The organism is Simiduia sp. (assembly GCF_058345725.1).
On the sequence record NZ_JBTUOC010000022.1, the window covers coordinates 1 to 13,568 of the forward strand.

At 55.4% G+C, this 13,568-nt stretch carries 13 protein-coding genes; 7 read left to right on the top strand and 6 right to left on the bottom strand.

The features are described from left to right. On the bottom strand, positions 1–624 hold a 624-nt coding region (locus tag ACW8F6_RS05140; protein ID WP_491574820.1), incomplete at its 3' end, for an outer membrane protein assembly factor BamD. Positions 625–827: 203 nt separating this feature from the next. Here ACW8F6_RS05140 and rluD point away from each other — a divergent pair. From rluD to clpB, 3 genes are all read left to right on the top strand, one after another. Further along, positions 828–1,796 (top strand): 23S rRNA pseudouridine(1911/1915/1917) synthase RluD, encoded by a 969-nt coding sequence (rluD, locus tag ACW8F6_RS05145; protein ID WP_491574778.1) that lies wholly within the window; start codon positions 828–830, stop codon positions 1,794–1,796. Then, a complete protein-coding gene (gene pgeF, locus ACW8F6_RS05150; RefSeq protein ID WP_491574779.1) occupies positions 1,780–2,544 on the top strand; it encodes a peptidoglycan editing factor PgeF in 765 nt (254 codons plus the stop codon). The genes rluD and pgeF overlap by 17 nt, the downstream gene beginning before the upstream one ends. A gap of 88 nt (positions 2,545–2,632) precedes the next feature. Further along, positions 2,633–5,221 carry an ATP-dependent chaperone ClpB gene (gene clpB, locus ACW8F6_RS05155; RefSeq protein ID WP_491574780.1) on the top strand — a complete coding sequence of 863 codons (2,589 nt, stop codon included), beginning with the start codon at positions 2,633–2,635 and terminating at the stop codon, positions 5,219–5,221. A 69-nt stretch (positions 5,222–5,290) separates the two neighbouring features. Here the strand turns inward: clpB and ACW8F6_RS05160 are convergent, their stop codons facing one another. Then, the gene (locus ACW8F6_RS05160; protein ID WP_491574781.1) at positions 5,291–5,749 is read right to left on the bottom strand and encodes a hypothetical protein; all 459 of its coding nucleotides are present in this window, start codon (positions 5,747–5,749) and stop codon (positions 5,291–5,293) included. Positions 5,750–6,164: 415 nt separating this feature from the next. On the opposite strand from ACW8F6_RS05160, the gene ACW8F6_RS05165 reads away from it, so the two are divergent. From ACW8F6_RS05165 to ilvC, 3 genes are read left to right on the top strand one after another with little or no spacing between them, the layout of a single operon-like run. Continuing rightward, a complete protein-coding gene (locus ACW8F6_RS05165; protein WP_491574782.1) occupies positions 6,165–7,898 on the top strand; it encodes an acetolactate synthase 3 large subunit in 1,734 nt (577 codons plus the stop codon). Next, positions 7,898–8,389, top strand: a complete 492-nt coding sequence (gene ilvN, locus ACW8F6_RS05170) for an acetolactate synthase small subunit (protein WP_491574783.1) — start codon at positions 7,898–7,900, stop codon at positions 8,387–8,389. The genes ACW8F6_RS05165 and ilvN overlap by 1 nt, the downstream gene beginning before the upstream one ends. A gap of 45 nt (positions 8,390–8,434) precedes the next feature. After that, positions 8,435–9,460 (top strand): ketol-acid reductoisomerase, encoded by a 1,026-nt coding sequence (gene ilvC / locus ACW8F6_RS05175; protein ID WP_491574784.1) that lies wholly within the window; start codon positions 8,435–8,437, stop codon positions 9,458–9,460. 75 nt (positions 9,461–9,535) lie between these two features. Here ilvC and ACW8F6_RS05180 read toward each other — a convergent pair whose 3' ends face one another. Beyond that, positions 9,536–10,153, bottom strand: a complete 618-nt coding sequence (locus tag ACW8F6_RS05180; RefSeq protein ID WP_491574785.1) for a Yip1 family protein — start codon at positions 10,151–10,153, stop codon at positions 9,536–9,538. 301 nt (positions 10,154–10,454) lie between these two features. Between ACW8F6_RS05180 and cysK the strand changes: the two genes are divergently transcribed. Further along, positions 10,455–11,423: a cysteine synthase A gene (gene cysK, locus ACW8F6_RS05185; RefSeq protein WP_491574786.1), complete on the top strand. Its 969-nt coding sequence runs from the start codon at positions 10,455–10,457 to the stop codon at positions 11,421–11,423. Positions 11,424–11,467: 44 nt separating this feature from the next. Here cysK and ACW8F6_RS05190 read toward each other — a convergent pair whose 3' ends face one another. The 3 genes from ACW8F6_RS05190 to ACW8F6_RS05200 form a co-directional block, all read right to left on the bottom strand. Next, positions 11,468–12,307, bottom strand: a complete 840-nt coding sequence (locus tag ACW8F6_RS05190) for a CvfB family protein (protein ID WP_491574787.1) — start codon at positions 12,305–12,307, stop codon at positions 11,468–11,470. Between the two features lie 56 nt (positions 12,308–12,363). Then, complete coding sequence (locus ACW8F6_RS05195) at positions 12,364–12,780, bottom strand: ClpXP protease specificity-enhancing factor (protein ID WP_491574788.1); 417 nt, start codon at positions 12,778–12,780, stop codon at positions 12,364–12,366. A gap of 78 nt (positions 12,781–12,858) precedes the next feature. Continuing rightward, positions 12,859–13,503: a glutathione S-transferase N-terminal domain-containing protein gene (locus ACW8F6_RS05200; RefSeq protein ID WP_491574789.1), complete on the bottom strand. Its 645-nt coding sequence runs from the start codon at positions 13,501–13,503 to the stop codon at positions 12,859–12,861. Positions 13,504–13,568 lie beyond the last annotated feature (65 nt).

The window sequence follows — 13,568 nt, forward strand, 5'->3', positions numbered from 1 at the left end:
GGGCGTCTGCTGAAAGTTTTCTACCACGTAGCGGCCTCGATTAGCCGCCGCTAAATATGCGCCGCGCTTAAAGTAATAGTTGGCTACGTGAATCTCATAGCGCGCCAAATTATTGCGCAGGTGAATCATACGTTTGCGAGCATCTGGCGCGTACTGGCTGTCTGGGTAGCGGGCCAGCAGTTGGGCAAAATGGGCAAAGGATTCGCGCGCCGCACCTGGGTCGCGGTCGGTCATGTCTGTGGGAATAAAGCGCTCAAACAAACCCTGATTTTGTGTATAGGAGGTCAGCCCCTTCATGTAGTAGGCATAATCCGTATTGCGGTGCTGCGGGTGCAGACGAATAAAGCGATCCGCTGCCGCAATTGCTGCCTCGGGCTGATTGCTTTTGTAATAGGCGTAAATCAGCTCCAATTGCGCCTGCTCGGCATAGGCGCCGAAGGGGAAGTTTTCCTCCAGCAACTGCAAATTCCGGATTGCCACTTCCCACTGGCTGCTATTTAGCATGCGTTGGGCAACGTCGTAGAATTCTTTTTCTGTGGATTGCTTGGGCTGTTCGTCGGTACTTGAACAACCGGTCACCAACAGCGCTACCAGCAGCGCCAAAACGGGGGTAAGACGGAGGATCATGTTACTACTCTTGGGGGCTATTAGGGGTCTTAGAGGCCATGTCGTGTTGTTTGTTCCGTGATCTGCTGGGTTTTCTGGGCCGAAGGCCTGGTTAACCAACAGCGCGCCCGGCTCCGATTCACCAATGACTAGGGTTATCGAGCGCCAGCGCGTAAACTAGACGGCCATTTAAACACAGCCGCACAAGATACCAAACCCCCATGCCAACGGATAGCCAACAAATCCAGCTCGAAGCTCGAATCCCCCTAAACGCCGGCGGCGCGCGCGTCGACGCCCTGGCCAGCAACCTGTTTCCCGATTACTCGCGCGCCCGGCTGCAAAGCTGGATAAAGGAGGGTGCACTGCGGCTCGATGGCAAGCCCTGCAAACCAAAGGACAAGTGTTTTGGCGGCGAACTACTCAGCTTAAATGCGACCCTGGCGGCCGCCGGCGACTGGCAACCGCAAGCCATGGACCTGGACATCGTGTTTGAAGATGATCACCTGCTGGTGCTCAACAAACCTGCGGGCCTGGTGGTCCACCCCGGCGCCGGTAACAGCGATGGCACCCTGCTAAATGCCCTGCTGCACCACTGCCCACAACTGCAACAAGTCCCCAGGGCGGGTATTGTGCACCGGCTCGACAAAGACACCACCGGGTTGATGGTGGTGGCGAAAACCCTAACAGCGCAAACCCATCTGGTGGCGCAGCTGCAGGCTCGCACCGTCAAGCGCGAGTACGATGCCCTGGTGCTCGGTCGCCTGATCGCCGGTGGCACTGTGGCGCAACCCATTGGTCGCCACCCCACCCAACGGGTAAAAATGGCGGTGGTCGAACACGGCAAAGAGGCCATTACCCACTACAATATCCAGCAGCGCTTCTTGCACTACACACTGGTGCGCTGCCAACTGGCCACCGGTCGCACTCACCAAATCCGCGTACACATGGCCTGGCTGAAACACCCGCTGGTGGGCGACCAAACCTATGCGGGCGGACGGCAGCTGGCTGCGGGGCTAAGCGCAGATTTGCGTGCAACACTGCTAGCCTTTCCCCGTCAGGCATTGCACGCCACGCAACTGGGGCTGATACACCCGGTCATCGGCGAGCCCATGCAATGGCACGCCGGGCGCCCGGATGATTTCAACGATCTGCTGGCGAGACTTGCTCAGGAGGATGGCCTTGGCCAGTGAACTGCACATGCACCACCCAGAATGGCCGGCCCCGGCCAATGTTAAAGCTGTCATCACGACCCGGCTAGGCGGCGTCAGTGAGGGCCCCTATGGCCAGGCCAATCTGGCCTTGCACGTGGGCGACAATGCCGCCCATGTAAACGCAAACCGCCACCAACTAAAAAACCAGTTGAACGTCGGTCACATTCAATGGCTAGAACAGATTCACAGCACCGATGTGGTGGCCGCCAGCGAAGACGGCTTAACCCGCACCGCCGACGCCTGCACCACCCAGCAGAACAATCTGGCCTGCGCCATTCTCACCGCCGACTGTTTGCCCATACTGCTGTGCGATCAACAGGGGCAGCAGGTCGCCGCCGTTCACGCGGGCTGGCGCGGCCTGGCAAAAGGCATAGTTGCCCAATCCGTTGCTCAGTTCGACCAGCCACCCGGGCATTTGCTAGCTTACCTGGGCCCCGCCATCGGCCCGAACCATTTCGAAGTGGGCGTAGATGTGCTGGAGGCGTTCTTCGCCCTGGCCGCCACCGAAACCGCTGCCGACGCCATTGCCCAGGCATTTACTCCCGCGTCGCGGCCGCTTAAATTCTATGCAAACCTCACCCAGCTGGCTCGGTTGGCACTGCGACAAAGTGGTGTCGACAAAATTTATGGCGGCAACCTGTGCACCTATTCTGATAGCGAACACTTCTATTCCTACCGGCGCGACGGCGTTACCGGACGCATGGCCAGCGTCATCTGGCGCACCTGATTGCCAGTGTGCGCGGCGTGCACGCTTGAATTCGGCGCCTGCTACCCTTACCTAATCAGTGAAGCAATATTCACTTTGAGGTGTACGCATGCGTATCGATCGTCTGACCAACCAGCTGCAAATTGCCCTGTCTGACGCCCAGTCATTGGCCGTCGGACGCGATCACCCACAGCTGGAGCCCAGTCATCTATTGCTTGCGCTTTTGGATCAGCAAGGCGGCATGATACGGCCCCTGCTGGCACAGGCGGGCTTTGATGTCACCGGCTTGCGCAACGAACTGGCCAAGCGCCTCGATCACCTCGCCCGTATTCAAACGCCCACCGGCGACGTGCACATGTCGCCGGAACTCGGCCGGCTGCTCAACCTTGCCGATAAGCACGCGCAAAAAGTGGGCGATAAATTTATTTCCAGTGAGACACTGTTGCTGGCTGCCATGGAAGAAGGCACCAGCGAGCTGGCAAAAATGCTCGCCCAGTTTGGCGAGGTCAGCCGCTTGCGCACCGCAGTGGAAAAGGTGCGTGGCGGCGAAAAGGTCGAGAGCCCCGATGCAGAAGGCAACCGCCAGGCGCTGGAAAAATTTACTATTGATCTCACTGCCCGCGCCGAGGCCGGTAAGCTCGACCCCGTTATCGGCCGCGACGATGAAATCCGTCGCACTATTCAAGTGTTGCAGCGCCGCACCAAAAACAACCCCGTGCTGATCGGTGAGCCCGGGGTCGGTAAAACTGCCATCGTCGAGGGGCTGGCCCAGCGTATTATTAATGGCGAAGTGCCAGAGGGACTTAAAAACAAGCGACTGCTGTCATTAGATTTTGGCTCGCTGCTTGCCGGCGCAAAATTTCGCGGCGAGTTTGAAGAGCGCCTAAAAAATGTATTGAACGAGCTTGCCAAACAAGAAGGCCGCATCATTTTGTTCATTGACGAGTTGCACACCATGGTGGGCGCAGGTAAAGCGGAGGGCGCCATGGACGCCGGCAATATGCTGAAACCCGCCCTGGCGCGAGGTGAATTGCACTGCGTTGGCGCCACTACCCTGGATGAGTATCGACAGTTTATCGAGAAAGATGCCGCACTCGAACGCCGCTTCCAAAAAGTATTGGTCGACGAGCCCAGCGAAGAGGACACCATCGCCATATTACGGGGGCTGAAGGAGCGCTACGAGGTTCATCACGGCGTCGACATTACCGATTCGGCCATCATTGCCGCGGCAAAGTTATCCCAGCGCTACATTACCGATCGCCAGCTGCCCGACAAAGCCATCGACCTGGTAGATGAGGCCGCCAGCCGTATTCGCATGGAAATCGACTCCAAGCCCGAAGAAATGGACCGACTTGAACGCCGGTTGATTCAGCTAAAAATTGAGCGCGAAGCCGTTAAAAAAGATGAAACCGATGCTGCCAAAAAGCAACTGTCCATGCTCGACGGTGAAATTGACAAGGTAGAACGAGAGTTTGCCGACATGGAAGAAATCTGGCGCACGGAAAAAGCAGCGCTCAGCGGCTCGCAGGACATCAAAAGTAGCCTGGAACAGGCGCGCCAGGACATGGAATCCGCCCGTAGAGCGGGCGACTTGGCACGCATGTCTGAACTGCAGTACGGCATTATTCCGGAACTGGAAAAGCAGCTCGATATGGCCAGTCAGGCCGAAATGATGGAGATGAAGCTGCTGCGCAATAAAGTCACGGAAGAAGAAATTGCCGAAGTTGTGTCCAAATGGACAGGTATCCCCATCAGTAAAATGCTGGAGGGCGAGCGCGAAAAATTGCTGCAAATGGAAACGGCACTGCACAAAAAAGTCATCGGACAAACCGAGGCCGTACTGGCGGTTGCCAACGCCGTTCGACGCTCGCGCGCGGGCCTGTCAGACCCGAACCGCCCCAACGGCTCCTTCCTATTTTTGGGGCCAACCGGCGTCGGCAAAACCGAATTGTGCAAAACCCTAGCAGAATTTCTATTCGATACTGCCGACGCTATGGTGCGCATCGACATGTCAGAATTTATGGAAAAACATTCCGTCGCTCGCCTGATTGGTGCCCCGCCGGGCTACGTGGGCTATGAGGAAGGCGGCTACCTGACCGAGGCCGTTCGGCGTAAACCCTACTCGGTATTGCTGCTGGACGAAGTGGAAAAAGCCCACCCGGACGTATTCAATATTCTGCTGCAAGTGCTCGACGACGGCCGCCTGACCGACGGCCAAGGGCGCACGGTGGACTTCCGCAATACAGTTATCGTGATGACTTCCAACCTGGGCTCCGACCGCATTCAGGCGCTGTCGAGCGACGACAATGCCGAGAGTCGCTACGAAGCCATGAAAGCGGCGGTTATGGAGGTGGTCGGCCAGCACTTTCGTCCAGAGTTCGTCAACCGAATCGACGAGGCGGTGGTCTTCCACCCGCTCGGCCGCGAACAGATTCGGGGCATAGCCAAGTTGCAATTGGCGTTGCTGGAGAAGCGCTTGAAAGAGCGCGAACTCACCTTAACGCTGGCCGACCCGGTGATGGAAAAAATATTGGCCGCCGGCTACGACCCGGTGTACGGTGCGCGTCCGCTAAAGCGCGCCGTACAGCAGATCATTGAAAATCCCTTGGCGCAGGCAATTCTTGCCGGCGAATTTGCCCCCGGCGACAACATTAGTGCTACCCTCGACGGCGACAAGGTCCATTTCCAGCTCCGCTGAGCGACCTTCACCCGCGCACAACAAACAAAAAAAGGCGCCAGGGCGCCTTTTTTCACTTGTGGTATTGCGCTACTCGCAACTTTCGCGGATGGCAGCCTCCGCCTCCGCCATTTTTTCGTTGCGCTCCTCATCTGTTAAATAGCGAATACTGCCATCAGCATCCGTTACTTTGATACGTGCGTGGTTAGACAGCGTTTCAATGTTCGACTGCGCCACCGCACAGCGCTGTGGATCTACCGCCGTCATTTGCGGTGCTTGCTCCGGTTTTGCTTTAGCTTTTGCCTGTGGCGCGCTGCCGGTTTCATCGCCGGGTAGCGCCCTGCTCGCCGGAATTGCCCGGCTATTACCCTTAGTGGCACCCGCGCCTATTTGCGTGCGAATTAATGTAGAGGGACGATCCTTTGGTGCCGCCACGGTATAGTGGGTCACACCGTCGTCGTCGACCCACTTATAAAACTCTTTAGCCTCAACTAAACCTGAAATAGCGGTGCCAACTAAGAGAAAGCCGGCTAAAAACAAAGTACGCATGGCGAGGTCCATACTCCAAATTAGGTTATCAGCATAAGACTATACTACCTGAGAGCAATAAAACCTACCAAGTACCTCACAAATACGGGAGTAGGCGGTACGTTTGCCACTTTTTGGGCTAAGCACTTGACTTTATTTGCTAAATTGCCAGAATTGCTGGTTCGCTAGATGGCTATAGACATACTGGTAAACCCAGTTCTTTTCTACCCCGGCAGGTCAACCACCCGCCTCACCATCCAGAGTTGCGAAGATGCGTCCACCGACGCCATCTTGTTCCGGATCTCGCGGCGTTAAAAGCGCGCAGAACCGGTTAATCAAAAGCTAATTCAGCATTGAGTTAGGGCATACCTGTTTGGTTGGGTGCCCAGTGGCGCATTTAGCGTAGATTAATGCAAATTCTTCAAGGGGAAATAAGGTGGAACTGCTTTCCGGCGGCGACATGTTGATTCGCGCTTTACAAGACGAAGGCGTTGAACACATTTTTGGCTATCCAGGTGGATCAGCCCTGCATATATACGATGCAATTTTCAGACAACAAAAAATCAAGCATATTTTAGTGCGCCACGAACAGGCGGCGACCCATGCCGCCGACGGCTATGCCCGCGCCACCGGCAAAGTAGGTACCGTACTGGTAACCTCAGGCCCCGGCGCCACTAATGCCATTACGGGGATTGCCACAGCCTACATGGACTCCATTCCCATGGTGGTGATTTCAGGCCAGGTACCCTCCGAGAAAATCGGCGAAGACGCCTTCCAGGAAACCGACATGGTTGGGGTATCGCGCCCCATCGTAAAACACAGTTTTTTGGTAAAGAATCAGGCGGATATACCAGCAACCATTAAGAAAGCCTATTACATTGCTTCCACCGGTCGACCCGGCCCGGTGGTGGTGGATTTGCCCAAGGATGTCACCAATCCGCACGACAAATTTGAGTACAGCTACCCCAAAAAAATCAAGCTGCGCTCTTACACGCCCATCGAGAAAGGTCATAGCGGCCAGATTCGCAAGGCCGTTCAACTCTTGATGACTGCCCGTCGCCCGGTGATATACGCCGGTGGCGGTGTGGTACAGGGCAATGCCTCGGCGCTGGTGACTCAATTCGCCCGCAGCCTCAATTTTCCAGTGACCACGACGCTGATGGGCCTGGGCGGCTTTCCCGCGTCCGACCAGCGCTGGCTAGGCATGTTGGGCATGCACGGCACCTATGAAGCAAACACCGCCATGCACCATGCCGATGTCATCCTGGCGGTGGGCGCGCGCTTTGACGACCGAGTGACCAACACGCCCAACAAATTCTGCCCGCAGGCCAAGATCATTCATATCGATATTGACCCGGCCTCCATCTCAAAAACGGTATCCGCCGATATACCTATCGTGGGCTCGGTGGCCAGCGTCATGAAAGACATGCTGGGCCTGCTGTCAGAAATTAAAGAGCGACCAGACGAAAAAATGTTGGGCGATTGGTGGCAGCAAATTGAAGACTGGCGCGCGCGCCACGGTATTTACGCCGCTCCCCGCTACAATAGCGACAGCGAGCTCATCATGCCGCAGGACGTCATCAAGACACTGCATAAAGTCACCGGTGGCGATGCTTATGTGACCTCCGATGTGGGCCAACACCAGATGTTTGCCGCGCAATACTACGGCTTTGACAAACCGCGCCGCTGGATCAACTCGGGCGGTCTTGGCACCATGGGCTTTGGCCTGCCCGCAGCCATGGGTGTACAGATGGCTCACCGAGACGCCACCGTCGCCTGTGTAACCGGCGAAGGCTCTATTCAAATGTGTATCCAGGAGCTTTCGGCCTGCACCCAATATCACCTACCCGTAAAAATTATTTGCCTGAACAACCAGGCTCTGGGGATGGTGAAGCAGTGGCAGGATATGCAGTACAGCAGCCGCTATTCTGAATCGCTGTACGAAGATTCCCTGCCCGATTTCATCAAGCTCGCGGAGGCCTATGGTCACGTGGGCATGCGCGTAGACAGAAAAGAAGATTTACAAGCCAAAATGGAAGAGTGTTTTGCCCTGAAGGATCGCCTAGTGTTTATGGATATTCAGGTGGACCCTGCCGAGCATGTGTACCCCATGCAAATTGCACCGGGCACCATGCGTGACATGTGGCTGAGCAAGACGGAGCGCACCTGATGAGACGTATTATTTCTGTGCTGATGGAAAATGCACCGGGCGCCCTCTCGCGCGTTGTAGGCCTATTTTCACAGCGGGGCTACAATATTGAAAGCCTGACTGTGGCGCCGACGGAAGACGCAACCCTGTCGCGCCTGACGCTGACAACCATTGGCGACGATCACAAGATTGAGCAAATTACTAAGCACCTGAATAAGCTTATCGACGTGGTTAAATTGGTAGACCTCACCGAGGGCGCCCACATCGAACGCGAATTAATGCTTATCAAAGTTAAAGCCATTGGCAACCAGCGCGAAGAGATTAAACGCTGTGTTGACATCTTTCGCGGTCAAATTGTCGATGTCACACCCAGTGTGTACATCGTCCAAGTCGCAGGCACTTCCGACAAACTGGACGCCTTTGTTCAGTCCGTAGGTGAAAGCGCAATTTTGGAAGTGGTACGCACCGGCGTATCGGGTATTGCACGCGGTGAAAAAGTATTAAGCCTTTAATACTTGCACCCAATCAACTTTGAACGACAAACATAGGATTTAGCCATGCAAGTTTACTACGACAAAGACTGCGACCTTTCCATCATCAAAGGAAAGAACGTTGCGATCGTGGGTTACGGCTCACAGGGTCACGCCCACGCGCAAAACCTGAAAGACTCTGGCGTTGCTAACGTTGTGGTAGCACTGCGCAAAGGGTCTTCAAGCTGGGCCAAGGCCGAGAAAGCCGGCCTGAAAGTTGCCGAAATTGCCGACGCCGTGAAAGATGCCGACGTCACCATGATTCTGTGCCCGGACGAGCATCAGGCCAGCATCTACGCCAAGGACATCGGCCCGAACCTGAAGCCGGGCTCTGCTCTGGCCTTCGCTCACGGCCTGAACATTCACTTCCAACTGATTCAGCCACCAGCCGATGTCGATGTCATCATGGTCGCCCCCAAGGGCCCAGGCCACACCGTTCGCTCGACTTACCTCGAGGGCGGCGGCGTGCCTACACTGATCGCCATCTATCAAGATGCCACCGGCAAAGCCAAAGATCTGGCACTGTCTTACGCGTCTGCCAACGGCGGCGGCCGCTCGGGCATCATTGAAACCAACTTCCGCGAGGAAACGGAAACCGATTTGTTTGGCGAGCAAGCCGTATTGTGCGGCGGGGCCTCGGCACTGGTTGAGGCCGGTTTTGAAACGCTGGTTGAAGCCGGTTACGCGCCCGAAATGGCGTACTTTGAGTGCTTGCACGAACTGAAGTTGATCGTCGACCTGATGTACCAGGGCGGCATCGCCGACATGCGCTACTCCATCTCCAACACGGCGGAGTACGGCGACTACGCCACCGGCCCACGCATCATCACCGAAGAAACCAAAGCGGAGATGAAACGCGTACTGAAAGATATTCAGGAAGGCCGTTTCGTGCGCGATTTCATTCTGGAATGCCAGGCGGGCTATCCGGTAATGAAGGCCAAGCGTCGTATCGCCGGCGAACACGGTATCGAGCAGGTGGGCCACAAGTTGCGCGCCATGATGCCTTGGATCAAAGCCAATAAGATCATCGATAAGACTGAAGGCAACAGCTAATTTGGCCAGCCTTCTAGCGCCATAAAAAAACCCCGCTTAGCGGGGTTTTTTTATGGCTGCAATCTAACAGCTTCGTCAATCCACGTAGACGGGGCCAACACCCATTCCCCAGACGATGACGGTGCCCACACGCACGATGACCAGCATCACCAAGCCCACTGTCACCACCGATGTGGCGTACATAAAGGCGCGCTCTTTATCGATATTCATGAGGATGGGAATGCCCTCATACACCAGATAAACCGCGTAGCAACCCGCGATTATCGTTGCTGCAGCGTTGAGCCACAGCTCGGGGTAAACCCCCACAATGCCAGCCAGAAAAACCGGGGTTGTGACATACACGGCCAGCGCCGTGCCCTCGTAGTGGCGCTGCTCGGCAGAATCGGTGACGCCGTAAGTTTTGGCCATCCAGTTTATGAATTCGCCCAGCACATAAACGCCCGCCATGAGCGCGAAATACGTCATAATACAAAGCGACAGTGCCGATTCGGCGGTCAGCTTTACCACCTCGCCGTCGCCGACAGTCCAACCCACTTGGGTCACACCAAAATAGGCAGCCACCGGGGGAATCAGTGCAAGGAATGGGACGTGACTTAAAAAAACTTGCGCAAATGAGTGGCGCTCATTGCGAATCGCCTTCCACTCACTATCGGGGTGTAGCAGAATGCCGAGTGTATGCTCCAAAATGGCCATAGAGCCTCCTTCTGTATTATTTTAGGCTACTTCTCTGGTTTACTGGCCCGCTCTAAGGCCGGTCCTGCATAACCAGAAGCACCCTCAGTATTATGGAGCCAGATGTTGATCACCAATAAGAATTCGCTATGTAAATAGTCATTATAATGCGGCAGTGATATAAGCGACTGAGAATATCGCTAGATAACAGAACTTCGCCGCCGTTAGGCACCGTTTTCCATTAAGACTGCTCTATCGCTCAGTTAAACGCATTATCAACGCGAAATTTGCTCGCCCCCTTAAACCACAGGAACAGGACGCCATGAGTAATATCTACACAGACAACTCGCTCACGATTGGAAAGACCCCTCTGGTGCAGCTCAACCGGCTTTCAAAGCATAAAATTCTGGCCAAGTTAGAGTCTAGAAATCCGGCCGGCTCGGTGAAATGCCGTATCGGCGCCAACATGATTTGGGAAGCTGAAAAGCAGGGTTTACTCAAGCAGGGCATGACAGTGGTCGAGCCCACCAGTGGCAACACCGGAATCGCCCTAGCCTACGTCTGCGCCGCCCGCGGCTATCGGTTGGTACTCACCATGCCCAATACCATGAGCCTGGAGCGCCGGCAGTTGATCAAAGCGCTAGGTGCCGAGCTGGTATTGACGCCCGGCGAAAAAGGTATGAAAGGTGCGATTGAAAAGGCGCAGGAAATCGCCGCACAAAACCCGGCCGCACACTTCATGCCGCAACAGTTTTCAAATCCGGCCAACCCGGCCGTACACGAAGCGACAACCGGCCCGGAGATCTGGAACGATACCGACGGCAATGTCGATATTCTGGTGGCCGGCGTGGGCACCGGTGGCACCATCAGCGGTATCGCGCGCTACTTTAAACACACGCGTGGAAAAATGATTCAAGCGCTCGCCGTGGAACCCCAGCACAGCCCAGTAATCAGCCAAACCATGGCCGGTTCAGAAGTGACGCCGGCTCCGCACAAAATTCAGGGTATAGGCGCAGGCTTCGTGCCAGACAATTTGGACCTTAGCCTGGTGGATGGCACAGTGCAGGTCACTAACGAGGAAGCCATAGCCACGGCCCACCGATTGATGAAAGAAGAAGGGATTCTGGCGGGAATTTCGTGCGGTGCTGCCACGGCAGCGGCACTAAAAGTTGCAGAAAAGCCAGAAAATGCCGGCAAAACCATCGTGGTCATTTTGCCAGATTCCGGCGAGCGCTACCTCTCAAGTGCACTCTTTGCCGGCGAATTCTCCGCCCAGGAAACACAACAATAGCCGCCTGTGGGGCACGGGTTCGCCCTGCCCCAACCCGGGCCGTTTTACTTCAAGCGGATGCCATCGGACTCCAATTCCAGCACACCCGCCTTGTAGAGACTGCCAATGGTGCGCTTAAACGCCGCCTTGCTCATACCCAACGCCTGAGTAATCGCCTCTGGCGCCGATTTGTCGTGCAGCGGGGCATAGCCTCCTTGGCGCGTCAGATAATCGATTACTTTCTGGGCCAGCAAATCGCGATTTTGCGCACCGCTGTGCAAACTTAGGTCGATCTTTCCGTCCGGCCGCACCCGCTTGATAAACCCGGAAACCTGCTGCCCAAAGCTCAGTCGCTGGTGCACGTCAGAGGCATAGAGCACGCCCCAGTGGCTGTGGTTGACGATGGCCTTGAAGCCCAGGTCCGTAGAGCTGCCGATGATCAAGTCGACCGCCTGTCCAGGGGTAAAGCGCGGCTTGAAGTTATCGAGAAATTTATCGAGCTTGGAGCTGGCGACAATACGCCCATCCTGCTCATTTACAAAGACCCGCACCAAATACTGCTTGCCCTCCTCCATGGGCCGCTGCTGCTCGGCAAAGGGCACCAGCAATTCCTTGCCCAGGCCCCAGTCGAGAAAGGCGCCAAATCGGGTGATAGCTGTAGCCTTTAGCAATGCAAATTGCCCCACTAGCACCTTAGGTGTTTCGGTGGTGGCCACGGGCCTATCTTCTGAATCCAAGTAAACAAATACCCGCACAAACGCACCGGGGGTGACGGCATCGGACACAAAGCGCTTGGGCAATAAAATCTGGTTGCCTTCTGGCGTTTCTAAAAATGCGCCAAAATCCGTCAATTTGGCCACTGGTAGCGTATGAAACTGGCCCAATCCAAGCATAGCGTTACTCACAAAATGTCTATCAATGGCGACAGCGCCACGAAAAAGGGGGCCAAGGCCCCCGATGCTTATTTAACAACGCGCAAGCTAGGCCTGCCACCCGAGTCTTTCACCGCTTTGGGCGGAGCCTTTTTCGGTGTCGGCTCCGGCGGTGTTGGCTCTGGCTCTAATTCGGGTTCAAATACCATGCCCTGACCGTTTTCGCGCGCATATATTCCGAGTACCGCGCGCGACGGCACATAGATATCCGTCGGAATGCCGCCAAAGCGGGCGTTAAAGCGAATCGCTTGGTTTTCCAAACTCAAACCCATCACAGCAGAGGGCGAAATATTCAGGACAATCTGGCCGTCTTTATTGACGTGTTGCTGCGGCACTTCCACGTCTGCTGCCTGCGCATCCACCAAAATATATGGCGTGCAGTTGTTATCGACAATCCACTCGTACAGAGCTCGGATCATATAGGGGCGACTGGACGTCATGGGCATGGTGGAGGAACTCCTACAGCGTTGCGCTTGCTTTGGGGCAATACCCCGATAGTACAAAGGGGGACAAGCCCCCTTCACTTACTTCTTCTTACCGGACCGCATGTCTTTTTCAAGCTCTGTCAGGCTCTCGCGAAAAGAGTCGCGGGCAAACAGACGGTCCATGTAATCAAACAATGGTTTAGTGGCCTTGGTCTGCGGAATATTAATTTCCAAGCTATCGAGGCGCCAGAAAATGGGCGCTAAACAGCAATCTACCAAAGTGAACTCTTCGCTCATGAAAAACGGCATTTCGGAAAAGATGGGCGCAATTGCAGTAAAGCTTTCGCGCAATTCTTTGCGAGCCTTGGTCACCGCGTCTTTGCTGCTGTTTTCCAAGATCACGTCAATTAGCGGGCACCAATCGCGCTCAATGCGATACATCCACAGCCTGCTTTGGGCACGTGCAACGGGGTACACCGGCAGCAATGGCGGGTGCGGGAATCGCTCGTCCAAATACTCCATCATGACCTTGGTCTCGTAGAGTGCCAAATCGCGATCGACCAGAGTTGGAAGGGAATTATAGGGATTCAGGTCTGCAAGCTCGGCAGGTTTGGCCTCTGGATCTATGTCCTCAACATCTACGGTGACCCCCTTCTCCGCCAAGACAATGCGGACCCGGTGGCTGTAGTGGTCACTCGCGTCAGAAAAATAGGTCATAGATGATCGCTTCGCGACTGCACCCATTGGATTCACCTCAGTATTATCAATTCAGTAATAAACAAGGGCGGCACTGCGTTTCCACAGGCCGC